This window comes from Herminiimonas sp. KBW02, from assembly GCF_003852535.1.
Classification (GTDB): domain Bacteria; phylum Pseudomonadota; class Gammaproteobacteria; order Burkholderiales; family Burkholderiaceae_D; genus Oxalicibacterium.
The window spans coordinates 20,638-42,977 of the sequence record NZ_QAJP01000002.1; the positions used below are offsets into that span (position 1 = coordinate 20,638).

General features: G+C 54.3%; 28 protein-coding genes and 1 pseudogene. 16 read left to right on the forward strand and 13 right to left on the reverse strand.

The features are described 5' to 3' along the window. Positions 1–102: 102 nt before the first annotated feature. Positions 103–600 (reverse strand): hypothetical protein, encoded by a 498-nt coding sequence (locus tag DBR37_RS00590; RefSeq protein WP_124572360.1) that lies wholly within the window; start codon positions 598–600, stop codon positions 103–105. A gap of 126 nt (positions 601–726) precedes the next feature. Further along, on the reverse strand, positions 727–1,227 hold the full coding sequence (locus DBR37_RS00595) for a DUF1269 domain-containing protein (RefSeq protein WP_124572361.1): 501 nt from the start codon (positions 1,225–1,227) through the stop codon (positions 727–729). Positions 1,228–1,544: 317 nt separating this feature from the next. On the opposite strand from DBR37_RS00595, the gene DBR37_RS00600 reads away from it, so the two are divergent. Genes DBR37_RS00600 through folE form a run of 4 tightly spaced genes read left to right on the forward strand, consistent with a single transcriptional unit; the run spans position 1,545 to position 3,910 of the window. Beyond that, on the forward strand, positions 1,545–2,252 hold the full coding sequence (locus tag DBR37_RS00600) for an RNA polymerase sigma factor (RefSeq protein WP_124572362.1): 708 nt from the start codon (positions 1,545–1,547) through the stop codon (positions 2,250–2,252). Between the two features lie 33 nt (positions 2,253–2,285). Then, positions 2,286–2,864 carry a ferritin-like domain-containing protein gene (locus DBR37_RS00605; RefSeq protein WP_124572363.1) on the forward strand — a complete coding sequence of 193 codons (579 nt, stop codon included), beginning with the start codon at positions 2,286–2,288 and terminating at the stop codon, positions 2,862–2,864. A 12-nt stretch (positions 2,865–2,876) separates the two neighbouring features. Then, positions 2,877–3,275: a cytochrome c family protein gene (locus DBR37_RS00610; RefSeq protein ID WP_124572364.1), complete on the forward strand. Its 399-nt coding sequence runs from the start codon at positions 2,877–2,879 to the stop codon at positions 3,273–3,275. After that, positions 3,272–3,910 (forward strand): GTP cyclohydrolase I FolE, encoded by a 639-nt coding sequence (folE, locus tag DBR37_RS00615; protein ID WP_370454213.1) that lies wholly within the window; start codon positions 3,272–3,274, stop codon positions 3,908–3,910. Before DBR37_RS00610 ends, folE begins: the two co-directional genes overlap by 4 nt. A gap of 70 nt (positions 3,911–3,980) precedes the next feature. Here the strand turns inward: folE and DBR37_RS00620 are convergent, their stop codons facing one another. Continuing rightward, positions 3,981–4,754 carry a 3-oxoacyl-ACP reductase family protein gene (locus tag DBR37_RS00620; protein WP_124572366.1) on the reverse strand — a complete coding sequence of 258 codons (774 nt, stop codon included), beginning with the start codon at positions 4,752–4,754 and terminating at the stop codon, positions 3,981–3,983. Positions 4,755–4,885: 131 nt separating this feature from the next. On the opposite strand from DBR37_RS00620, the gene DBR37_RS00625 reads away from it, so the two are divergent. From DBR37_RS00625 to DBR37_RS00650, 6 genes are all read left to right on the forward strand, one after another. Beyond that, positions 4,886–5,809: a LysR family transcriptional regulator gene (locus DBR37_RS00625; RefSeq protein ID WP_124572367.1), complete on the forward strand. Its 924-nt coding sequence runs from the start codon at positions 4,886–4,888 to the stop codon at positions 5,807–5,809. A 27-nt stretch (positions 5,810–5,836) separates the two neighbouring features. Further along, positions 5,837–6,451 carry a tRNA-uridine aminocarboxypropyltransferase gene (locus DBR37_RS00630; RefSeq protein WP_233588236.1) on the forward strand — a complete coding sequence of 205 codons (615 nt, stop codon included), beginning with the start codon at positions 5,837–5,839 and terminating at the stop codon, positions 6,449–6,451. Between the two features lie 103 nt (positions 6,452–6,554). Further along, on the forward strand, positions 6,555–7,064 hold the full coding sequence (locus DBR37_RS00635; protein ID WP_124572369.1) for a DUF1993 family protein: 510 nt from the start codon (positions 6,555–6,557) through the stop codon (positions 7,062–7,064). A 230-nt stretch (positions 7,065–7,294) separates the two neighbouring features. Continuing rightward, entirely contained in the window at positions 7,295–7,531 is a 237-nt protein-coding gene (locus tag DBR37_RS00640) for a hypothetical protein (protein WP_124572370.1), read from the forward strand. Positions 7,532–7,766: 235 nt separating this feature from the next. Next, the gene (locus tag DBR37_RS00645; protein ID WP_124572371.1) at positions 7,767–8,360 is read left to right on the forward strand and encodes a TetR/AcrR family transcriptional regulator; all 594 of its coding nucleotides are present in this window, start codon (positions 7,767–7,769) and stop codon (positions 8,358–8,360) included. Positions 8,361–8,396: 36 nt separating this feature from the next. Then, positions 8,397–9,677: an MFS transporter gene (locus tag DBR37_RS00650; RefSeq protein WP_124572372.1), complete on the forward strand. Its 1,281-nt coding sequence runs from the start codon at positions 8,397–8,399 to the stop codon at positions 9,675–9,677. 21 nt (positions 9,678–9,698) lie between these two features. On the opposite strand, the gene DBR37_RS00655 is transcribed toward DBR37_RS00650, so the two are convergent. Both DBR37_RS00655 and DBR37_RS00660 read right to left on the reverse strand, forming a co-directional pair. Beyond that, entirely contained in the window at positions 9,699–10,280 is a 582-nt protein-coding gene (locus DBR37_RS00655) for a bifunctional 2-polyprenyl-6-hydroxyphenol methylase/3-demethylubiquinol 3-O-methyltransferase UbiG (RefSeq protein WP_233588248.1), read from the reverse strand. A gap of 151 nt (positions 10,281–10,431) precedes the next feature. After that, positions 10,432–11,400 (reverse strand): tripartite tricarboxylate transporter substrate binding protein, encoded by a 969-nt coding sequence (locus DBR37_RS00660; protein ID WP_124572374.1) that lies wholly within the window; start codon positions 11,398–11,400, stop codon positions 10,432–10,434. 100 nt (positions 11,401–11,500) lie between these two features. Between DBR37_RS00660 and DBR37_RS00665 the strand changes: the two genes are divergently transcribed. After that, positions 11,501–12,427 carry a LysR family transcriptional regulator gene (locus DBR37_RS00665; RefSeq protein ID WP_124572375.1) on the forward strand — a complete coding sequence of 309 codons (927 nt, stop codon included), beginning with the start codon at positions 11,501–11,503 and terminating at the stop codon, positions 12,425–12,427. Positions 12,428–12,447: 20 nt separating this feature from the next. On the opposite strand, the gene DBR37_RS00670 is transcribed toward DBR37_RS00665, so the two are convergent. From DBR37_RS00670 to DBR37_RS00680, 3 genes are read right to left on the reverse strand one after another with little or no spacing between them, the layout of a single operon-like run. Continuing rightward, positions 12,448–13,812 carry a sensor histidine kinase gene (locus DBR37_RS00670; protein ID WP_124572376.1) on the reverse strand — a complete coding sequence of 455 codons (1,365 nt, stop codon included), beginning with the start codon at positions 13,810–13,812 and terminating at the stop codon, positions 12,448–12,450. Further along, complete coding sequence (locus tag DBR37_RS00675; protein WP_124572377.1) at positions 13,809–14,474, reverse strand: response regulator transcription factor; 666 nt, start codon at positions 14,472–14,474, stop codon at positions 13,809–13,811. The genes DBR37_RS00670 and DBR37_RS00675 overlap by 4 nt, the downstream gene beginning before the upstream one ends. Before the next feature lie 12 nt (positions 14,475–14,486). Further along, entirely contained in the window at positions 14,487–14,765 is a 279-nt protein-coding gene (locus tag DBR37_RS00680) for a PepSY domain-containing protein (protein ID WP_158610213.1), read from the reverse strand. A gap of 145 nt (positions 14,766–14,910) precedes the next feature. On the opposite strand from DBR37_RS00680, the gene DBR37_RS00685 reads away from it, so the two are divergent. After that, positions 14,911–15,231, forward strand: a complete 321-nt coding sequence (locus DBR37_RS00685; RefSeq protein ID WP_124572379.1) for a PepSY domain-containing protein — start codon at positions 14,911–14,913, stop codon at positions 15,229–15,231. On the opposite strand, the pseudogene DBR37_RS17385 reads toward DBR37_RS00685, so the two are convergent. Together DBR37_RS17385 and DBR37_RS00695 are read right to left on the reverse strand one after the other, a co-directional pair. Then, positions 15,196–15,330, reverse strand: a pseudogene (locus DBR37_RS17385) (hypothetical protein); the annotation flags it as partial. The gene DBR37_RS00685 and the pseudogene DBR37_RS17385 sit on opposite strands and share 36 nt — an antisense overlap. Before the next feature lie 113 nt (positions 15,331–15,443). After that, positions 15,444–16,676, reverse strand: a complete 1,233-nt coding sequence (locus tag DBR37_RS00695) for an MFS transporter (protein ID WP_124572380.1) — start codon at positions 16,674–16,676, stop codon at positions 15,444–15,446. A gap of 100 nt (positions 16,677–16,776) precedes the next feature. On the opposite strand from DBR37_RS00695, the gene DBR37_RS00700 reads away from it, so the two are divergent. Further along, entirely contained in the window at positions 16,777–17,757 is a 981-nt protein-coding gene (locus DBR37_RS00700; RefSeq protein WP_124572381.1) for an AraC family transcriptional regulator, read from the forward strand. 143 nt (positions 17,758–17,900) lie between these two features. Next, complete coding sequence (locus tag DBR37_RS00705; protein ID WP_124572382.1) at positions 17,901–18,248, forward strand: hypothetical protein; 348 nt, start codon at positions 17,901–17,903, stop codon at positions 18,246–18,248. 60 nt (positions 18,249–18,308) lie between these two features. Here the strand turns inward: DBR37_RS00705 and DBR37_RS00710 are convergent, their stop codons facing one another. From DBR37_RS00710 to smpB, 3 genes are all read right to left on the reverse strand, one after another. After that, positions 18,309–19,865: a hypothetical protein gene (locus DBR37_RS00710; RefSeq protein WP_124572383.1), complete on the reverse strand. Its 1,557-nt coding sequence runs from the start codon at positions 19,863–19,865 to the stop codon at positions 18,309–18,311. Between the two features lie 227 nt (positions 19,866–20,092). Continuing rightward, the gene (locus DBR37_RS00715; RefSeq protein ID WP_124572384.1) at positions 20,093–20,548 is read right to left on the reverse strand and encodes a VOC family protein; all 456 of its coding nucleotides are present in this window, start codon (positions 20,546–20,548) and stop codon (positions 20,093–20,095) included. Between the two features lie 29 nt (positions 20,549–20,577). Then, a complete protein-coding gene (smpB, locus tag DBR37_RS00720; RefSeq protein WP_124572385.1) occupies positions 20,578–21,027 on the reverse strand; it encodes an SsrA-binding protein SmpB in 450 nt (149 codons plus the stop codon). A 149-nt stretch (positions 21,028–21,176) separates the two neighbouring features. On the opposite strand from smpB, the gene DBR37_RS00725 reads away from it, so the two are divergent. Together DBR37_RS00725 and DBR37_RS17115 are read left to right on the forward strand one after the other, a co-directional pair. After that, positions 21,177–21,902 (forward strand): sulfite exporter TauE/SafE family protein, encoded by a 726-nt coding sequence (locus tag DBR37_RS00725; RefSeq protein WP_124572386.1) that lies wholly within the window; start codon positions 21,177–21,179, stop codon positions 21,900–21,902. Positions 21,903–22,022: 120 nt separating this feature from the next. Next, the gene (locus DBR37_RS17115; protein WP_158610214.1) at positions 22,023–22,187 is read left to right on the forward strand and encodes a hypothetical protein; all 165 of its coding nucleotides are present in this window, start codon (positions 22,023–22,025) and stop codon (positions 22,185–22,187) included. Positions 22,188–22,340: the final 153 nt, after the last annotated feature.

Sequence of the window (22,340 nt, forward strand, 5' to 3'; positions counted from 1 at the left end):
GGTGAGGTCATTACAGACCCTCACCGTTTTTCACAAGCGCGACTTTTTTGCACTATGCGCAGCGCAACTGATCCTGCAGCCTGACTTAGGCTGCAGTACAGCTTATCTTTCTGTCTGTTCCAGCTTCCAGTACATGATCGCTGCGACCATACCGAAAATGACGTGAGCTATCATCGTTGTCCAGCCCCGTATTTCAGCAAACCACGTGAAGAAACGAACCATACCGTAGAAGTTAAACAGGTACACCAATACACCGAATACAGCACCGGTCAGCAAGACCATACCTATGCTCGAATCAAAACGGAAAGGTACGATAATCGCAGCCAGTACCAGACCCAGTCCTATACCCAATACATAATGCGTAACAAGCGCAACGCCGACTACTTCCAGACTGAAATCAGTGGATTGCAGCGCATCCCGTCCGAGCACGATCGCGGCAATCATGTGTGACATCACCCATGGACTTGCGCCCTGGATAATCGTCGACCAGAGTAGTTCCAACACCATTAAAACCGCGCCTGCTGCAAACCCGGAAACCGCTGCCACAGTCCAATCTGGCATGCGTTGCTCCCAACGATGCGAATGCATGTGAAGTTCCATAGCAACCTCCGTTAAACATACAGTTACCGATCACTTGCCTGCGGACTCGGTAACTACCCTATCTGCTTCCTGTCGTTGCATGTCCGCTCCGGTAACGACATGAAGCTTTAGTGCCTGGCAGTTCGTTTATGGGAAAACCGGGATATGCGGTTCTTCACCGCTAAAGCGAATTTCCGGATGACGTTCCGCCAGCATCTTTTCAATTTCCTCAACGCGACGTGCCGGTACGTGCACGATCATCAGCACCTTGCCACGCTCCAGTTCAGGCATGAATTTTTTCAGCTGTGAATTCGGCATCGCTGCAGCGGCCATGCTGGAAGCCCAGCCACCGAACAGGATACCCATCAGGGTCGTTACCAGCACGGTTGCAGGTCCTACGTCATAGTAATTGATCAGCAAGGCACCAAAAGCAGCACCGAGCATTGCGCCAATAATCATCCCGGCTGCAGCACCGTGCAGCACATCCGTTTTTACGAGGAAATTAGCTTCCGGCAAATCATGTGGAAGCGACGCACCACCAGAAATGAAGCTCACGTATTTTTGCTCGATACGACTGAGCAACATATTGTCAAAGGCGCGACGGGCACTGCTGATATCCGGAAGAAAATAATAAAGTCTGTGTCTCATGATGTCTCCTTTACTTACCCGCTCCCAAACTCAGTATAGGCAGTTTGTCCTGACATGCAATGCACAAGTATTAGCCAAACTGCAATGATTCATTCCGGCAATCAAGACTAAGCATCACCTTGTCACCGCGCCACATCTGCACGTCTGTTTTTCGACATAGCCGTTCCAGCCTGCCGTCGAAACAATGTGTCTGCAACAGTTGTTAAGCCGACTGCATCCAATGCCGGAACCTGCTTTAAAGGCGCACTATCCATAACGGGAACGCCGATAAGCCGAGTTACATCCAATAACACGACAACACCGAAAAAAGAAAAATCATGCCTACCTCCAGCACTCACACAGATTTCAACAATTGGTCCGACCTGGAAATAGCAGAACAGATTGCGGGCGGCGATCACTTCGCTTTCGAACTGATGATGCGACGTCATAACCGCCCCTTATATCGCACTGCACGCAGCATTCTGAAAGATGATGCAGAAGCAGAAGACGCCCTGCAGGACGCTTATCTGGCGGCATATCGCAACATCAAAAAATTCCGCGGTGAATCTGCCCTTGCTACATGGCTGACACGCATAGTCATCAACGAAGCAATCGCGCGTGCACGCAAAGGCAAGCGGCGCGCGCAAGTAATACAGATAGATGGAGACGCACTATTCGAGACCGTTGCGTCGGAGGAAAGCATGAATCAGACATTGCCCGAAGCGCCCGAAACCGCCGCACTGCGCACCGAAGCCCGTCGTATGCTGGAACGTCAAATCGACGCATTGCCTGATGCATATCGCACCGTCTTTGTATTACGCGCGCTGGAAGAAATGAGTGTGGAAGAAACTGCGCATTGCCTGGACATTCCGGCAGCGACGGTACGCTCACGCTTCTTCCGTGCACGCGGCATTTTGCGAGAGGCATTGGCGCGAGAAATCGATTTTGTTTACGAGGAGGCATTCTCATTCGACGGCACCCGTTGTGATCGCATCGTTGCCGGAACCTTGCAGAAAATCAAAAATTTACAGGCCGACGAAGCCTGATTACGTGCAGTAGCTATCCATTGGAGAAATAACATGTCATTTTTAATTCAAACCAGCGATTTGTCACCACAAGTCACGCGCAGATCTTTTCTTGGAAAATCCAGCCTGCTTTTATCCGGCGCTGCGGTTGCCTTGCTGGCCGGACAGGACGCACTGGCAGCCCAGGATCAGACAGCTGGCAGCAATGATGTCAGCATCCTTAATAGCGCACTCGGCGCCGAACTCGAAGCGATCGCCGCTTATCAGCTGGGTGCAGAAAGCGGGCTACTGCAAAAACCGGTGCTGCAACTGGCACTGACTTTTCAGGGGCATCACAAGGAACATGCGGACATTCTTGCAAAAACGATAGGCAAGCTGGGCGGGCATGCCGTCCATGCCAAAGAAAAATATGTGTTCCCGGTTGAGAAACTGAAAACACAAACCGATGTACTGCGTTTTGCAGCCACACTGGAAAAAGGTGCGGTCAGCGCCTACCTCGGTGCAGTGCCGCTGTTCGGCAATCGAGACCTGGCAAAAGCGGCCGCCAGCATACTCGGCGACGAGGCCATGCACTGGGCCATCCTGCGTAACGCATTAGGTGAAATACCAGTCCCCACAGCCTTTATGTCATAAAGGTCTACAATTATGCGTATGCTGGTCGGTTCAATACTGCTTGCCTGCATGGCGCAGACAGTCGTGGCAGCGGACAAAACTGCTGCCCTGTCTGCGCGCATTACAGCTGGCGAATCAGTTTACACACGTTGCATGGCCTGTCACAGCCTTGCTTATGATCGTACCGGCCCACGACATTGCGGCCTGTTTGGACGCCGTGCCGGAAGCGTGAAAAATTTCCCGTATTCATCAGCAATGCGACAATCGAATATCATATGGGATGAAAAAAGCTTGGATATCTTTTTATCCAATCCAATGAAAGCAATACCAGGCACCAGTATGGGATATGCCGGCGTTCCGGATATGAAAGAACGCAGCGATTTGATTCTCTATCTGAAGCAAGCCAACATGTCCCCGGAATGCAAAAAATGAATAAACCTTTTGATCAGCAAGCAACAGATGGAGTCCCATTGAAACAGGTTACAAACACAGCCCAATCGGAAAACGATGATTTCTCAACCGAAGACTGGCGTCGCCTCCTGACCCATCTCGGTGAAAATGCAGACCGCCAGGGTTTGCGTGAAACGCCGCAACGCGTGGAGAAAGCATGGAAGCACTGGACCTCGGGCTACGACCAGGATCCGGCAGATATCCTCAAGGTTTTTGAAGACGGCGCCGAGCAATACAATGAATTGATCGTGGTGCGCGGCATTCCTGTCTATAGCCATTGCGAACATCACCTCGCCCCCTTCTTCGGTACCGCGACCATCGGCTATACGCCTAACGGCAAGATCGTCGGACTGTCGAAGCTGACACGTCTGGTCGATTGCTTTGCCAAACGTTTGCAAGTGCAGGAACGCCTGACCATACAGATCGCCGACACATTGATGGAACACGTACAACCATTGTCGGTAGGCGTGGTCATCCGTTGCCGTCATATGTGCATGGAAAGCCGCGGCATACGCACACCGGGCGAAGAAACCGTGACGTCGGCGCTGCTGGGCGAGATGCGCACCAACCTCGGACTGCGCAATGAATTCATGATGCTGGCACGCGAAAAAGATTAATCGCGTCCGCTCATGCCGTACGTAAAAAGGCCTGCATCATGTGCAGGCCTTTTTTATTTGGCTTTTTGATTTATGCCGAGAAGCCACCATCGATCATCAGGCTGGCGCCTGTAATGTACGCCGCTTCCGGCCCCGCCAGATACGCCACGAAGCTGGCTATTTCTTCATCCTTGCCGTAACGTGGAATCGCCATCATCCCTTTCAGGGTTTCAGCGAAATCACCGCTGGCAGGGTTCATATCGGTATCGACCGGGCCTGGTTGTACGTTGTTCACAGTAATGCCGCGTGGACCGAGATCGCGTGCCAGGCCTTTGGTCAGGCCGACGATCGCAGACTTGCTCATGGCGTACACGGAGCCACCACCAAACGGCATGCGCTCAGCATTGGTGCTGCCTATGGTAATGATGCGTCCACCGTCACCCATATGACGCGCTGCTTCCTGCGCTGCCACGAAGACACTGCGTACGTTGACGGCAATGGTGCGGTCGAAGTCTTCCAGTTTGAAATCTTCCAGCGGCGCCAGCGCCAGCACCCCGGCGTTATTCACCAGGATGTCGATGCCGCCGTATGCCCTGGCCGCAGCTTGTATCGCTTGCTGTACGGCTTTCTCATCCGCGCTGTCGGCATGGATAGCCAGTGCACGGCCACCAGCCGCTTCTATCGCTAGTGCGACTTCTTTTGCTTTATCAGCCGAGCTGGCGTAAGTGAAAGCAACTGCAGCGCCTTCACGGGCCAGGCGTTTGGCAATCGCAGCACCAATGCCGCGTGAGCCGCCCTGGATGAAGGCGACTTTGCCTGCGAGTTGCTGGCCGTTTGTTTGTGCATTCGATTTGCTGTTCGTCATGATGAATTCTCCGTAAGTGTTTGAGTAAGGAATCAGTAAAAGCAGTACGGAATCAGTATCGGACAAGGATTATGTTGTGACTAGCCAGCAATCCATATAATCTATTGATACTAAAAGTTTAAAGTTATCTTATGGAATCCATGAGCAGCATAGAATGCTTTGTCCGCAGCGCAGAGGCTGGCAGCTTCTCCGAAGCCGCGCGGCGACTGGGTTTGACCTCTGCCGCAGTGGGCAAGAACGTCGCCAGGCTGGAGGCCAGTCTCGGCGTGCGCCTGTTCCAGCGCAGTACCCGCAGTCTCACGTTGACTGAGGCCGGCGAGCGCTTCCTGGCAGAAGTCAGCGGTGGCTTAGCTGTGATCCAGTCGGCGATCGCGAATCTGGCCAGCGCCGATGGCCAGCCCGCAGGCTCGCTCAAGATCAGCATGGGTACCGGCTTCGGACGCACTTACATCGTGCCGCTGCTACGCGACTTCCTCACGCGCTACCCGGCCATCACGCCTGACTGGCATTTTGATAATCGGCGCGTGGACATGATTGCCGAAGGATTTGATGCAGCGTTGGGCGGCGGCTTTGAACTCCCTCCCGGTGTCGTTGCGCGCACCCTGGCACCAAGTCACGGTGTATTGGTAGCCGCGCCGGATTACTTTGAGCATCATCCGCAACTCAGTTCCCCGGCCGAGCTTCCGCAACATGACGGCATCTTCATCCGTTCGCCGCAAACCGGGCGCATACGGCCATGGTCGTTGCGCAACAAAGCCAATGAACAAGCACCCGTGTCCCTGCGGGCACGCATGACCATGAGCGATCCGGATGCCGCCTGCGAAGCAGCCCAAAGCGGACTCGGCATCGCACTGGTGTCCATGCCGAACGCGTTGCGCTATCTGGAAAGCGGCCTATTGAAACGCGTCTTGCCTGCCTGGTATATCGATATGGGCACACTCTCCTTATACTTCCCGGCACAGAAACTGTTGCCCGCAAAAACACGTGCTTTTGTTGACTACGTGGTGGAACATTTCCGGACCCAGAAATTCGCTCAACGTTTTTCCGCCTTCTGACCCATGTCCGTCTCTGCCAAACGCTTAATGTGTGATCAGTGCCGACGCGCACAAAGCGCCTGCATCTGTCACTGGATACGTCCGGTTGAACATCAGGTCGAAGTTTTATTCCTGCAGCATCCACTGGAAGTGAACAACGCCAAGAACAGCGCGCGCCTGCTGCACCTGAGCCTGCCGCACAGTCGCATGACCGTTGGTGAGAAATTCGACGCAGACGAACTGCAACACCTGCTGTATGACAGCAGCAATGAGCGCACCTGTACAGTACATCCTGTGCTGCTTTACCCGGACACCAGTGCCGACCATAAAGTCTCCCTGCCACCACCCTGGCCGGAAGCGGCTGACAGCAGCGACCATGTTTATCGCCTGGTCGTGCTGGATGCCACCTGGCGCAAGAGTCGCAAGATGTTGTACCTGAATCCCATGCTGCAACAACTGCCACGCCTGCCACTGGCAGATATGCCAGCCTCGCATTACGCGATACGCAAGGCACACAAGCCGGACCAGCTATCTTCGTTTGAAGCAACATGTCATGCGCTGATGCAACTGGAAAATGACGCCGACAAATATCTGCCGTTGCTAACGGCCTTCGATGGCTTCGTTGCACAACAGCAGGCTTATCGCCCTGAAACACAGGTTTAAAGCCGTCACCAACACCACTTTGCAAACCTGCCTATAATCTGTCCAGAATTAAGATCGCAACACGCAGCGCACAACTCACCATGCATACAACCAAGGAAGTCACATGACCATCTCTCTTTACGCCGCTTCAGTTCCAGTCTTCAAGCAAATGCTTAATAGCGTCAGCGATGTCCTCAAGAAAACCGAAGAATATGCGACTGCCAAAAACATTGCACCGGAAGCCTATCTGCAGGCACGTCTGTTCCCGGACATGTTCCCCTTGCTGCGCCAGGTACAAGTAGCTTGTGACTTTTCGCGTGGCGTGTCGGCACGTCTGGCTGGCCTCGACGTTCCGAAATTCGACGACAGCGAAAAAAGCTTCGCTGACCTGCAAGCCCTGATCGCCAAGACCCTGGCCTTCATCGACGGCATCAAACCGGAACAAATCGACGGTCAGGAAGCGCGCGACATCGTGCTGCGTCCGGGCACACCGAAAGAAAAGAAATTCAACGGCCAGGCTTATCTGCTCAGCTTCGGCTTGCCGCAATTCTTCTTCCACGTCACGACCACTTACGCCATCCTGCGCCATAACGGCATAGAAATCGGCAAACGTGATTTCATGGGTGCGTACTAATAAATCAATGAATCAGCGAGCAAGCTATCGCTAGCTCGCCTTATTTCATGACAGCAAGGGCAGACAGCGATGTCTGCCCTTCTCATTTGCGCCAAAGAATAGGCGGTAAAAGACAAACTACAGCAAGCACACGACAAAGCAATTATCTGTAAGCACAAAAAGGTATCGCTTGCGATCTTGCTGCATATAATGAAGTGCAAGTTCAACCCATCTCTGTGCGGGAGATTGCCATGAGCGACAGAAAAATGTTTGCCGATATGGATATCGAAACGCAACGTTTCTATTCCAGGATCATCAACACCGCACTCTTCAACATTTATGCCGTTGATCATCATCTCTTCGGTTCGTTATTCTGCGAATCTGATGATCCGATGATCATGCTGCGCTGGCAGGAAGCAGAACCCTTGATTCTTGAAGAGATACGCCGTCGCAGCGAAACGCGCGGCAATAACTGGAATGACTTGTGATTCCTGTATTACCTGCCTCGCCTCACATCCGTCTCGCACCGAACGCAGCCATTGCTGCGACCAGCCTGGCTAGCCGCTGCCGTCTTTAGTCATCAACACCAGTATCCGCACGTACCTGCCTTGCTTCATTCCGGTTGCTGATTTCCCACATTTTATAAATGATGGCCAACATCTATTGAATTTATGATGAGCGTCATCTATTATTCCACTTAATCAAATTTCAGGTGGAATCATCATGCCGCGCGTATCCAAGGAACAAACCGATCTCAACCGTACCGCCATCGAACAAGCCTCCTCCAAGCTGTTCCGCGAAAAAGGCTTTAACGGCGTCAGCGTTGCTGACCTGATGGCTGCAGCAGGCCTGACCCACGGTGGTTTCTATGGCCACTTTTCATCCAAGGATGAGCTGGCCGCCGTCGCTTGCGCCACTGCTTTCAGCGAAGCGTCCGAGCGCTGGCAAAAGCGCATGGAAGGCAAGACGGATGAACAGCAAGCGCTGTACGCCATCATCGACGGTTATCTGTCATCCCAAAAAGTCCGCGACGTCGGCAATGGCTGCCCGGGTGCCGCACTGACTACCGACGTCGCACGTGAAGCACTGGATAAACCGGTACGTGCTGCGTATATGGCAGGCACCGAGGAGCTGGTCGAAATTCTTGCCTCGCTTTGCCCTTCGCCGGACCCCGCAGTACGACGTAAAACCGCCCTCGCGCAGTGGAGCATGATGGTGGGGGCCATGGCACTGGCGCGTGCCACTGAGGGCTATCCGATCGCCGCGGAGTTACTGGCCGTCGCGCGCGCGCAATTGCTCGGCAATATCAACCCTTGATCACTGATTACCCATCGCTCCGAAGATAGGATACTTATGTACGCTCAATCGCTGTCTACCTGGCTGGAACGCAGAGGAATACATTTCTCATGGGTGATCGTTGCGATTACCTTCCTGACGATGCTGACGTCCTCGGCCGCGCTCGGATTACCCGGCGTCCTGCTGCAACCGTTGAGTACGGAATTCGGCTGGAGCAATGACCAGATTTCATCTGCAGTCGCGGTACGTTATGTACTGTTCGGCTTCATCGGCCCGTTCGCCGCCATCTTCATGGAGCGCTTTGGTCTGCGCAAGGTAATTACCATCGCGCTGGTGCTGGTCGCCGCCTGCCTGGTTCTTTCAACCATGATGACGGAACTATGGCAAATGTTCCTGCTGTGGGGCTTGTTGCTTGGCACCGGCACCGGTTTGACCGCACTCGTGCTTGGTGCAGTGGTAGCGAATCGCTGGTTTGAAAAACGGCGTGGCCTGGTACTCGGCTTGCTGACTGCCAGCTCGGCTACCGGGCAACTTATCTTCCTGCCTTTTGGTGCCTGGCTGATTCAGAACTATGGCTGGCGCATGTCGGTGATTCCGGTCTTTCTTTGCTGCGCGCTGGTTGCTGTCATGGCGTTCCTGCTGATACGCGACCGACCGCATGACGTCGGCACTGTTGCCTACGGTGCTGCACCCGACAGCCCGCCACCGCCGCTACCGGCTACCGCGCAGATGACCATGATGGAACCATTCCGTGTATTGCTCAGTGCTTCGCGTAATCGTACTTTCTGGGTGTTGGCGGGTACCTTCTTCATCTGCGGCCTGAGCACCAGCGGTCTGATTCAGACGCACTTCGTTTCGCTATGCGGCGACTACGGCATGGCAGCAATTCCTGCCGCCAGCGTATTGGCGATGATGGGTGCATTCGACTTCATCGGCACCATACTTTCGGGCTGGCTGTCTGATCGCTACGACAATCGCAAACTGCTGTTCTGGTACTACGGCCTGCGCGGTTTGTCGCTGATCTGGTTGCCACATTCCGAATTCACTTTGTATGGCTTGTCGCTGTTCGCGATGTTCTATGGTCTGGACTGGTTTGCCACCGTGCCTGTGACGGTGAAACTGGCGGGCGCTGAATTCGGCAAGGAAAGAGCGGGCATGGTGTTCGGCTGGATCTTTACCGCGCATCAGATCGGCGGCGCGGTTGCAGCGTATGGCGCAGGTTTGTCGCGCACCATACTGATGGCTTACACCCCTGCCTTGTATGCAGCCGGGATCGCCTGTCTGTTCGCGGCCGTGATCGTGTTCATGATCAAGAAGCCGGTCAAGGTCGCGACGTAGACCGGCTCCGCACAACGCTGCTCAGGACTTGCGCCAGATAGTGGCCAGCCATGGTTGCTGCTCCAGCGGCAAACCGGCTGGCCGGTAGTAATGTTCGAGTTCGGTGAAGCCGGCGTCGGTCATAAAGGTGCGCCAGCTACCCAGTTCATGATAAGCGCCGTAACGCCCGCGATTCCACCCTTCTTCGTTCTGACCACGTGGATTCGAGCTGAAGAGCACGCCGCTGGTTTTCAGTGTTGCATGCAGTTGTTTAAGCACACGAGGCAATTCCTGACGCGGCACATGGAATAAGGATGCATTGGCGTACACGCCGTCAAAATGCGCATCCGGCAAATCAAGATGCAGGAAGTCCTGCTGCCACACCTCACACTGCGCGTAATCACGTGCCATCTGCGCGAACTCGGCCGCACCGTCGAGCCCGATTGCGATATGTCCCATTTCACTGAAAGTCTTGAGGTCACGCCCTGGACCGCAACCGAGGTCCAGTATCGTGTACGGCGCAACCACCGTGATGTGTTTGAGTAAGGCCTGGATGTTCTGGCTTACATCGTGCGTACGTGTGCCTTGCCAGAAGTCCGCTGCACGCTGGTTGTAGTGATCCAGCGTGATGTCGCTGATGCGCGCCAGTTCCTGCGCGCTGAGTTTGTCGGCTGAAATTTTATTGCTCCATGGTGGATAGACCTGGCGACAGTATCCACCAATTCAGGCACAGCGTCTGTGCCTGCAGCTCTGCTCAAGGACAGCCGATCCTTTATCACTCAGCGGTGATGCCACGTTCCTTCACCAGCCTGGACCAGCTCGCCAGTTCTTTGGTCAGCTTCGCCTTGGCTTCAGCCGGAGTTGATGTTTCAGGATCAAAACCTTCCTTGATCATTTTTTCTTTCAGGACCGGATTATTCAGCGCTTTCACCAGAGCCGCATTCAATTTATCGATGACTGGTTTAGGCGTGGCGGCAGGAGCGAAGACGATGAACCAGGTTTCGAAGCTATACCCCGGTACGCCTGCTTCGGCCAGCGTCGGTACATCCGGCATCAGCGGCGAACGTTTAGGTCCCGTCACGCCCATCGCATTCAGCTTGCCGGCTTTAACGTGCTGCGCGGCTGCAGAAAGAACCGGAAAGCACATATCAACCTGGCCGGAGATGGTATCGATCAAAGCCGGGCCGCCACCCTTGTAAGGTACGTGTGTAATGTCAACAGCTGCAACGGATTTAAACAGCTCCGCAGCCATGTGGAAGGTGCTGCCGCTACCAGCGGAACCGTAGTTAAACTTGCCCGGACTGGCCTTCGCCAGCGCAACCAGGTCCCTGGCATTCTTCGCCGGGAAGTTAGGATTAACGACCAGTACGTGCTGCGATGTCGCAACCGTGCTGATCTGCGCCAAATCCTTCAGGGTGTCGTATGGCATCCTGGGGAAGATGGATGGATTGATCGCCAGCGAAACGGTCTGCAAACCTATCGTGTAGCCGTCCGGCTCGGCCTTGGCAACGGCATCCACACCGATATTGCCGCCCGCACCTGCCTTGTTTTCGATATACATGCCGCCACCGAGGGATTTACTCCATTCGTCGGAAATACGGCGCGCCACGATGTCGGCACTGCCGCCTGGTGCATAAGGCACGATCAGTCTGATCGGCCTGGTCGGATAGTTATCTGCATGTGCAAATGAGGCACTCAGGCCCAGTGGTAACAAGACCGCCACGATAAGTGATGGAAGCTTCATGTTGTCTCCGATTTATTTTTTATATGAGACCAGATGCTATTCGTAATTACGGCAGATATAATTTCCACACAATTAATTCATTCGGTCGTTTTAGGAATCAATGGACGGTATCTCTGATCTGGCGTTTTTTGCCTTGCTGGTCAAACGCGGCAGCCTCGCTGCTGCTGCGCAGGAATTGGGCGTCACACCTCCCTCGGTCAGCAAACGACTGGCTGCGCTCGAAACCCGCCTGCGCGTACGTTTGCTCAATCGCACCACACGCCGTATCAGCCTGACGCCGGAAGGAGAAATTTACCTGGCCGACGGTGCGCGCCTGGTGACCGAGCTTGAAGCGCTGGAGCAACGCATATCCGGCGGCAACATTACTGCCAAAGGCTTATTGAAAGTCAGTGCGACATTTGGCTTTGGTCGCAGGCACATCACGCCGCAACTCTCTGCGTTTGCGCGGCAATACCCCGATGTAGAAGTCCAGCTACACCTGACCGACAGGCCGGTTAATCTGGTTGAGCAAGGTCTGGATGCCGACATCCGCTTCGGCCAGCTACCGGATGCACGACTCACTGCACGCAAGATTGCCGATAATCGTCGCCTCGTCTGTGCATCCCCTACCTATTTAAAAAAATACGGCGTACCGCTGGTGCCGCGCGATCTGCAAAACCATAGTTGCATTCTGTTGCGGGAAAGCGATGAGATCTACGGTAGCTGGCACTTCAGTTCGGGCAACAAACAGGAAACAGTCAAAGTGCGTGGCTCATTGAGCGCCAACGACGGCGAATGTGCGACCACCTGGGCGCTGGACGGGCACGGCGTCGTGATGCGCTCCGAATGGGACATCGCCCCTTATCTGCGTTCAGGCAGACTCAGGGTCATACTGGAAGAATGGAAGCTTCCACCGGCTGATGTGTACATCGTGTTCCCGACCAAGAATCACTTGTCGGCAAAGACACGTGCGCTGGTCGATTTCATGCTGAAAGCATTCGAAAACCACCGCCGCGACAGAACGGATGCGGACAAAATAATTTGGTGACTGCCGTCATCTCATAACAACTAATCTGCGCGCAGTGCAGCTGGCCAGGTCAGCACTATCTTCAAACCGCCCAGCGTACTGTGCGTGAGTTGTATCTGGCCATTGGTTGCCTCCACCAGTTCTCGCGCAATGATCAGCCCCAATCCCTGATGACCTGGGCCGGCCTCGTCCAGTTTGCCGCGATGTTGCAACGTATAGAGTGTGGCCGCATCGAGACCTAGCCCATCGTCTTCTATCAATAACTCAACCTTATTATCCGCAGCCATTTGACCTCGTATGCTGACCTGACGCCGGGCAAAGCGCGCGGCATTTTCCAGCAGCGCTCCCAATAACTCCTTCAGATCATCCAGCGGCACCGGTACGCGTAACGACGCCGGAATATCGATGTTGAATACGAGCGACTCACCTATGGCCGTATGTTCTATCACGCCGACTATCTGCTCCGCGGCTTCTTGCGCAGACGACGCACTGGAGTAAAGATTGTTGCGTACAGTATCCACGCGCAAACGACCCAATTCAGCATTGACTGCCGCAGTCATCGCACTGATCGCGTGCTCGATTCCGTCTGCAGCCTCGCTGGCACCTGCAGCTCGGGCACGATTGCTCTGTGCTTCCAGCGCAGCCAGCGGGGTCTTCAATGAATGTGCGAGATCGGCAGCGCGACGTTTGGCGCGAGTCAGGTCGGCTTCGCGTGCATCAGCCAGACGATTGATAGCATCGATCAATGGCGTGATCTCACGCGGATGGGTATCGGTCAGGCGCGATGCCGGATGATGCTGCAGGTTCAGCAATTCATATCGCAATTTTCGCAAGGGTTTGAGACCAACACTGACTTGCAAGGCAGCGGCGGCAAGCAGTACTGCACCGAGCACGGCCAGGAACAAACCAAGGTCGCGGCCAAATTCCTTGCGCGCCACATATTGCAGCGCCTTGTCTTGCGCCAGTTGTAACAGGATGGGAGGACTATCCGCAGATAAAGATATGCTGCGTTCCAACAGGAACAGCCGCTGCCCGAAGGGACCGTCTATGCTGCGTGTGCGCCAGGCACTGAGCGGTGGTGCCGGCACCGGCAACGGTAATGATTCATCCCAAAGTGAACGCGAACGCTGCATGCCTTTCGCATTGCTGACTTGCCAGTAAAGGCCGCTGGAAGGCAGGTTAAAGCGCGGATTGGCTGGCGTTTCGTCCACCTGGGGTTCCTGGCCGGGACTCAGCTTCAGGTCGGCGAGCAGAATAATGGCTTCGTTCTCCAGCTCCATCGCCACGCGTCGTTCGATGTGACGGGCAAACAGCCAGCTCATCACGAACCAGGCGATCAGCATTGCAATCAGGACGGCGAAGGCTGCCGCCAGCAACAAGCGCAAACGAAGTGAATGCGCTCTCAAGCGCCCGACCCTGCAAGCATATAACCAAAGCCGCGTCGCGTTTCTATTAGGTCTGCACCGAACTTGCGGCGCATGCGCAGTACCAATGCTTCAATCGCGTTGGTATCGACACCTTCGCTATCGCCATACAGATGTTCAGCCAGTTCTCCGGCTGATACCGGTCGGCCCGGCTGATGTGCAAGATAAGAAAAAAAACGGAACTCCAATGGCGACAAACGCACCGGCTGCTTGTCTATCGTCGCCGTCATGCGCCGGGTATCCAGCGTCAACGCGCCGCAAGTCAGTACCGGATCGGCATGACCGGCAGCGCGGCGCACCAGCGCGCGCGTACGGGCAATCAGTTCGGCCACTTCAAAAGGCTTACCGAGGTAATCGTCAGCACCAGTTTCTATGCCCTCGACCTTTTCAGCCCAGTTGCTGCGCGCCGACAGGATCAACACAGGGAAAGTACGCCTGGCTGCGCGCCAGCGTTTAAGTACGGACAAACCATCGAGCTGAGGCAGACCGAGATCGAGTATAGCGACATCAAACTCTTCGACATCGCCCTTGAACCACGCATCATTACCGTCGCGCGACCAGTCCACCACAAAACCAGCTTCCCGCAGCGCATCGTGTACGTGCTGACCAACGTCCGGATCATCTTCTACCAGCAAGGCTCTCATCAGTGATCTCTTTCAATCATCATCTTTGATGCTCAGCAGTTTACCGTTGCGCGCATCGACACGCACTTTGCGCACCTGCCCATTCGCGCTCAACACCTTGAGCTTGTACTCCAGTCGCTTGCTATCGAGTTCTACCTTGATCACTTCGCCGGATACCTGGGTCGCGGTTTGCGACAGGATTTTTGACAAGGGCAAGATCTGCCCGCGCTGCAAGGCTTCATAGGCGACGTCATGATCATTGTCCTTGCCCGATACCAGCAGAGGCAAGCTGACCGGAACCATGAGCAACATGAGGAGGAAGAATTTTTTCAGCATGGCAACAGTATAACGAAAGCCTGGCTGACATTTACCTGACGCCACCTGTGAGGCAGATGTCAGCAAGCCCTGCGTATAACGGGAACTGCCAATCCGGCAGACTTAAAAAAGAGGTTCCCAAATGGACAAGAACGTTATCAAATTCACAGTCATCGTAGCCATCATAGCGGCCCTTGCCTTTGCGGTACAAGCCAAACCAGCGTCAGCACAACCTGCACCAATTACAAGTGCAAGCACGCTGACACCTATTCCGGCCGCGAAGACGCTCAGTTACGAAGAGCTGGAGCGCCGCGTCACGGCACAAGGATTGCGGATCAGTAAAGCGGAAGTACGTGATCTGCTACTCAAGGTAACAGCCTACGACAGTCAGCATCGCAAGATCAAAATGATGCTGGATCGACGCACCGGTGAAGTCCTGGCGCGCGAAATCAAGAGGGATTAACGGTGGCTGCCACGCGCACACGTCGGCATCCCTCGCAAGTTCTATCATGCGACCGGATACATCTATGCCTTCGATGTGCAAATGATGCGCACGCAGCAAGGAATTAAATCGCGTATTGCAGCCGCAACCTACGTTCAGCGTACATTCTGCATCATGATTTACTTAAAGAGGAGTTGCAGCGAACGTTAATAGCTTCGCCGCAACATCTTGCATCACACCCGTACCGTACGCGGACCATAACGCAAAGTCAGCACAGTACCCAGGGTAATCGCAACCGTCGCGAAGATCGGACCGCCAAGCGCACCGACATGATCAACCAGTATGCCGCCACCAATCGCACCGCTGGCAATCGCGATCTGGAAGGCGGCAACCATCAAACCACCCGCGGCTTCAGCCTGATCCGGCGCAGCCCGCACTATCCAGGTCTGGAAGCCGACCGGGAATGCACCGAACGCAAAGCCCCACAGCGCAATCGCGACCGCTGCAACGACAGGCGAACTGCCCGCCATCCACAATGACGCCGCCAGCACGACGATCAGCGCACCACCGCACACCACAGCGTAGCGCTCGCTGCGTTCAGCAATAAAGCCACCAGCAAAATTACCGAAGAAGCCACCGATGCCATACCCAAGTAACACTGCAGAGATGGCGCTGACCGACAGCTGCGTAACGTGCTCCATCAATGGACGGATATAGGTAAAGCCCGCGAAGTGCCCTGAAATAACCAATAGCACAGCAATCAAGGCGACCCGGATGTTGGTTCGACGTAGCAGTTCAAACATCACCTTGACGCTCGGATTGTCTTTCGGCGGTAACGACGGAATCGCGAAGATTTGCACCAGCAAGGTCATCACGCTCACGATACCCGCCGCAACAAAAGCACTACGCCAGCCCCACAGGTTACCCATATATGCGCCGATAGGCGCGGCACCGACGGTGGCAACGGAAACACCAGTGAGGATCAAGGACATCGCCCGTGCGAATAGATGATCCGGCACCAGTCGCAACGCCAGCGCCGCCGCCATCGACCAGAAGCCACCCAGGCCTATACCCAGTAACACGCGCGAGACCAGCAATACGGAAAGACTATCGGCCGCCACGGCCAGCACATTCGACAACAGCAGCAAAGTCGTCAGCGCCAGGATCACGCGCTTGCGGTCGAAGTTGCGCGTGAAAACCGGTATCGTCAACGCGGCACCCGCTGCGACCAGCGCAGTCGCCGTCACGGCCTGCCCGGCAGCACCGTCGGAGACACCCAGATCATTTGCCATTGCAGTCAGCAGACTGGCCGGCAGGAATTCCGCAGTAACCAGGCCAAAGACGCCGAGTGTCAGACTGATAATTCCGGCCCAGTTAGCGCTGCTGCCCGTATCGCTGATAGATGTATCGCCGGGGCTGGCGACGAATTGAGGATCAGGACATTCAGCGCATGTTGCTTCATTCATTGCGATACTCGGAAAGTTGTAGAGTGCACAGCTTACGGTGAAGAGCCTGGACTTTCCATGTCATTAAAATCCTATATCATGACTATTCGTCCAAAAAGGAATGAAAAGCATGAAGGATACAAATAACGCTCCGCAAGACACGCGCGATACCCTGACGGAAATTTTGCTCGGCCTGCGACTCGACGGCGTTGAATACGGCCGCTGTGTGATGCATGAACCGTGGGCGATTGCATTTCCATCCAGACGGGAAGCCAGTTTTCACTTCATCGCGCAAGGCAATTGCTGGATACGCACCCAGACCACAGACTGGATGCGCCTGAATCCGGGCGACGCGCTGCTGTTACCGCGCGGGATGTTCCATGTACTGGCGAGCTCGCCGGAAGTACCGACTATCGACATCGACGCGCTGGCACGCACAGTCGTATCAGAAAATCTCTTTTTACTGAATGACGACAAGTCCGTGCACCCGGTCGTTGCCGACGATGAGACTGCGGCGCATATCTTGTTTGGCGGCGTGATGCGCTTCAATCTCGATCCCTTGCATCCACTACTGGCAATGATGCCGGATGTGATGCGTGCGTGCGACCTGGCACAGCGCGACCCGGCAGTCCTCGTCATGCTGGAAATGATGGAACGCGAAATGGCGCTCGATCGCATAGGTGCATGCGGCATACTTGCACGCCTGGCCGACGTGCTGGCGGCCAGCATCATACGGGCCTGGGTCGAGTGTGCGTCCAGCGGTGCGAGCGGCTGGATCGCTGCCGTCCGTTGTCCGCAGATAGGTCGCGTACTGGCTGCCATACACAATCAACCCGAACGGGAATGGTCAGTCGCGGAACTGGCTGGCGTGATGGGTGCTTCGCGCTCCAGCTTCGTGGAAAAATTCTCCAATGCAGTCGGTGATACACCGGCCAAATATGTGGCGCGCGTGAAGATGTTCCAGGCACGTTACTGGATCGCACATGAAGGCATGCGCATGGCGACAGTTGCCAGTCGCCTCGGCTACGACTCCGAAGCGTCGTTCAGTCGCGCCTTCAAACGCATCATCGGCCATCCGCCCAGCGAAGCACGTAGCGGATAAATACGCTGCTTAGATTCGCTCATAAAGTTCGTCGCCGTAACTATCTACACTCATAGGCTTGCACCGTCTCGCACACGAAACGGTGCAAGGCGGACAGCGCAATGGCGCTGCATATAGTACGCAAACCTCAGTGAGATAGCACAATGAAAAAACACTTCCTTACCGTAAGCACCCTACTCCTCATCGCTGGCGGCATTATGACCAATGCATATGCCGGATCGGGCGCCAATACTATCGGCCTCACGAAGCTCCACAACCAGTTGACTAGCAAACTGCGCGTTGCAACCAGCTGCCAGGGCCTGGGCCAATGGCAAGTCATCAATGTAGGACCGAACGCGACAGAAACCGCGACCGTCACTTCAGACTCCAGCGGCTCCACCATGTATGCCGACGTGCCGGGCTTTGCCAATTGCACGAAATTCACCGCGCGTAATGGCAAGGCCGTCAAGTTCTATGACGACAAAGGTAAGTTAGGTATTTCGGAAAAGTAAAAACTTATTCAGTAGTGCAGCGATCGTAACTTGCTGCACTACTGACGCAGTAGAAATTGCTTATTCCTGAGGAGCTGAAACATTCCAGCTTTTGTCTTTCAGATCAGCCGGATCAGATTTCAGCAGTATCTGACTATGTACTTCCAGTAATTTTTGCTGCCAGTTATACAGCGCCGAAGATTGCTCATTCTTCAAATCGTCCAGCAACGGCTTCAGTGACTCCAGAATATCGCGCCTCTGTGATGCATTGAATGGCGTAGTGGAGTCATCCGTCAACACGCCCAATTCATACTTGGAGGTACGGGTAGATTGTTTCGCTGATTGCTCTGAATACGCCTCACTCAACACGCCCTTGGTGTACGAAATCCCTACCTTGCTCTGAGCCGTATCATTTATCTGCTTGTAATAATAATTTTGCGACTTGTTGTCGGTGGTGAGTATCAGTGGCACGTCCGGTATCAGTGACATGTGATAACTCGCCTTCAGATTCGATTGCTGCTGTTGCGAGATGGAGCGATTGAACTGATTGATGCCGCCTACCTGTGTGGTCTGCGATGCGTCATAAGAAAAAGAGTCGACTTCACTCAAATTCTTCGGATTCGGTGAAGTCGTCACTTGTTTGACTGATGCCTTGAAGTCAGCCAGGCCAGTCAACATCGCATGATCGATGTCCGCCAATGAAATCCTGGGTTGCTTAGTCGGCGCGACATAGTCGCTGTTCATCTGCGCAAAGGCATCCTTGAACATACCGACCAGTGACTTGTCTGCATTGCCGCGCGATGCCGCCTTATCAAACTGCTTCAGGTAGCTATCGATGGCAGCGGCTCTCTGTCTGGCGTTACCCCAAACGGAAGAGTCACGCATATCGACGCTGACGTTCATCGAACCGAGTGGCCCGTCCACATCGAGGTTTCTGCTTACGCTGTCTGCATGGAAAGCCAGCTTTTGTGGTCCATCCTTATCCAGCGTGACGCTGGATTGAAAATCCACCGAAGACAATACCCTGGTATCGAACTTCGTCAGCCCGGAGAGATTAAGAACCGGCGGCTGCGCTGCCAGGCCGTCGATAGCCTTCTGAAATCCGGCCGCTAAATCACCCAGCGCAGTACGTTCAGCTTCACTCAGATCGCCACTGCTTTGCATCTGGACTTGCAAGCGATCATTCTCGCTGCCTAATACGATCTCGACGTCGACACCACTTTCGGTCCGGATCTGCAGCTTTATCTCTGCCGCCGGATAAGAAATCGATTGCGTACCGCCAGACGTGACTGCGCCCGCCTCGCTGCTTGGGAGTGCGACTGATTGCGTGAAGCCATCCACGCCATCCTTCAACATGCCCAGCAATGCACTGCCCAGGCCGTTGAGTCGATTGTTAACAGATGAAGAGAAAAAATTCCCTGCCATGAGAGTGGATACAGCGTCGTTCGAGCGCACCTTCCAGATCGGCGCTGATACCGAATATGTCGGGTCCAGCGCGATATTCTGATTATTGCTGCCTAGTGTGACTATCGTGGATTGCTGCGACGTCGACGCTGATTGCGTCTGAGTGGAAGCCGACGATGCCCGGGATGAGCCAGTATATTGCGGTGTTGTTGGCGACACGGTGGAACGTGACACCCCAGACTGCAATGCAGACATGGATGTCATATAAGTGCCCCCGCTGCTTTTGTCATTTTTATCATCAGATCGCTATACATAGGACGCAACATCATCTCGCTGACTCATCTAATGCATGTTTCCATACATTGAATGGAGGATGTCTTGTATAACGACTGGGTTGGGGGAAACTTGAATTACTGGAAACGCACTGCCTTTATCTGATTACAGTTGAAACCATTTTTGGGTTACGCAAACGCATCCACCAAAAACTTCTCCAGTTCCCGCTCTTCCAGCAGTTCTATAGAAAAGTTTCCAAACTTCTTCGGCAACCAGATAATGCGCGCCCCGCTCGGTGAACTGAGATTGTCACGCGCCAGGGCTTTGCCATTTTCATTTTCCGGCTGCACGCCCAACGCGACCAGCTCGTCGTAAGCAGCCTCTATATCCGGCGTCGTATAACAATGGCGGTATATCGTGCCCTCGCCTTTGCTATCCATCAGTTCCTTGAGATTGCCGTTGATGGGCTGCACCAGCATGAAACGCTCAGCATCCCATCTGACTACCGCATAGCGCACATGCAAACCGTCGCGTTGCCAGACCAGTGTCTTCGAGACTTGTGCACTGAACAGACGTGCGTAATAGGCGCAGGCTTCTTCCAGGTTACCGACCAGGATATCTATGTGACTAAATTTCAGCTTCATGGTTTAGGGTGTGGCAATTGATCGTCGGTTTAACGGCGATGTATTTTCATGATTTTTTGATGTTCGCGCATCCAGTCACGGTCTTTCTCTGTGTTGCGCTTGTCGTATTCCTTCTTGCCTTTGGCCAGCGCAATGTCGCATTTCACGCGACCACGTACCCAGTGCAGGTTGAGTGGCACCATGGTGAAACCGGACTGGTCTACCTTGCTCAGCAATTTTTTGATTTCAGCTGCGTGCAGCAAAAGCTTACGCGTGCGTACCGCTTCCGGATGCGAGAACGATGAAGTGCTGTTCAGCGCACTGACGTGCGCGCCGAACAGGAAGATTTCATTGTTACGGGCAATGACGTAGGCTTCCTTCAGTTGCACCCGACCTGCACGGATAGCTTTGACTTCCCAGCCATCCAGCACGACACCTGCTTCGTAACGATCTTCTATGAAGTAATCGTGAAATGCTTTTCTGTTATCTACTATGCTCATGACGATCTCTTTAAGGTAGCGAGAGTTTAACCCTGCGGGCCGTCTTCTGCAGCACCAGCAGTTCCAACCCAAATTCCCGCCTTGCATTACTATAGCGGACACATTCGACAAGAAACGCATAGCGTTCACGAATGTCACCCATACAAAACATGAGCTCCTACATATTTGTCCTGATGGTCGGATTGCTGGCTGGCGCCATTAGCGGCGTCATCGGCACCGGTTCTTCCATCATGCTGCTGCCGGTATTGGTCTATACCTTCGGGCCCAAACAGGCTGTTCCCATTATGGCGGTCGCCGCTGTTATGGCCAACCTGGCGCGAGTCATGGCCTGGTGGAAGCTGGTTGACTGGCGCGCTTTTGCCGCTTATTCGATCACCGGCATTCCCGCAGCAGCAATCGGCGCCCGTACCTTGCTGGCCTTGCCGCCGCACCTGATAGAAATTTGTCTCGGCATCTTCTTCATCCTGATGATTCCCGCACGGCGCTGGCTGGTGGCACGTGATTATCGTATCAGGCTCTGGCAGTTATCCATCATAGGCGGCCTTATCGGCTTCCTGACTGGCCTGGTGCTATCCACCGGGCCACTCAGCGTTCCGGCCTTTACCGCTTACGGTCTGGTAAAAGGCGCCTTCCTTTCCACCGAAGCCGCCAGTTCGCTGATGCTGTATGTCGCCAAGGTCATTACCTTCCGTGAATTCGGTGCGATGCCGCTGGAAATATTTATCAAAGGCTTGCTGGTCGGAGCCTCGCTGATGGCCGGTACCTTTATCGGTAAAGCCGTAGTGCTGAAGCTAAGCAATCAAGCGTTCCAGCATTTGCTGGATGCCTTGCTGCTGTGTTCCGGCATTTCGCTGCTGTGGGCTGCGTTTAGTTAGTTATCCGCGCTTACAGCGCCATGTGCGCCCTTGTTTTCAATTAGCAAAACTGCACCGGGTTGACGGAATATTCTAAATGGCTATACTCACCCTATCCCCAACTTGCATACACAGCTTGCAATGACCACCTCAACCTTCCTGTCGAAACGCATCAGTTCTGCGCCGAACAAGGAAGAGTTGCGCGTGCGTACTTTGCTCGCGGGTCGCGCTTCGACCACCGTGCATGCAGTCGCAAAGATGTACTCACAGTCATCTTTTGTAAGAGACCTCGCCTGCCTCCCTTAGGCTCGGTGAGTGTCCACAGGAACGAGGCTTCGTTCCACCCACATCGCTCCCGAGCCACCCTCTCGTAAATTTCACGCTGTGTTGATGCCTTATGCATCCGCACTGAATTGCCATTTTTTGGTCGATCTCTCGTATCGGCCCGGAGCTATTACT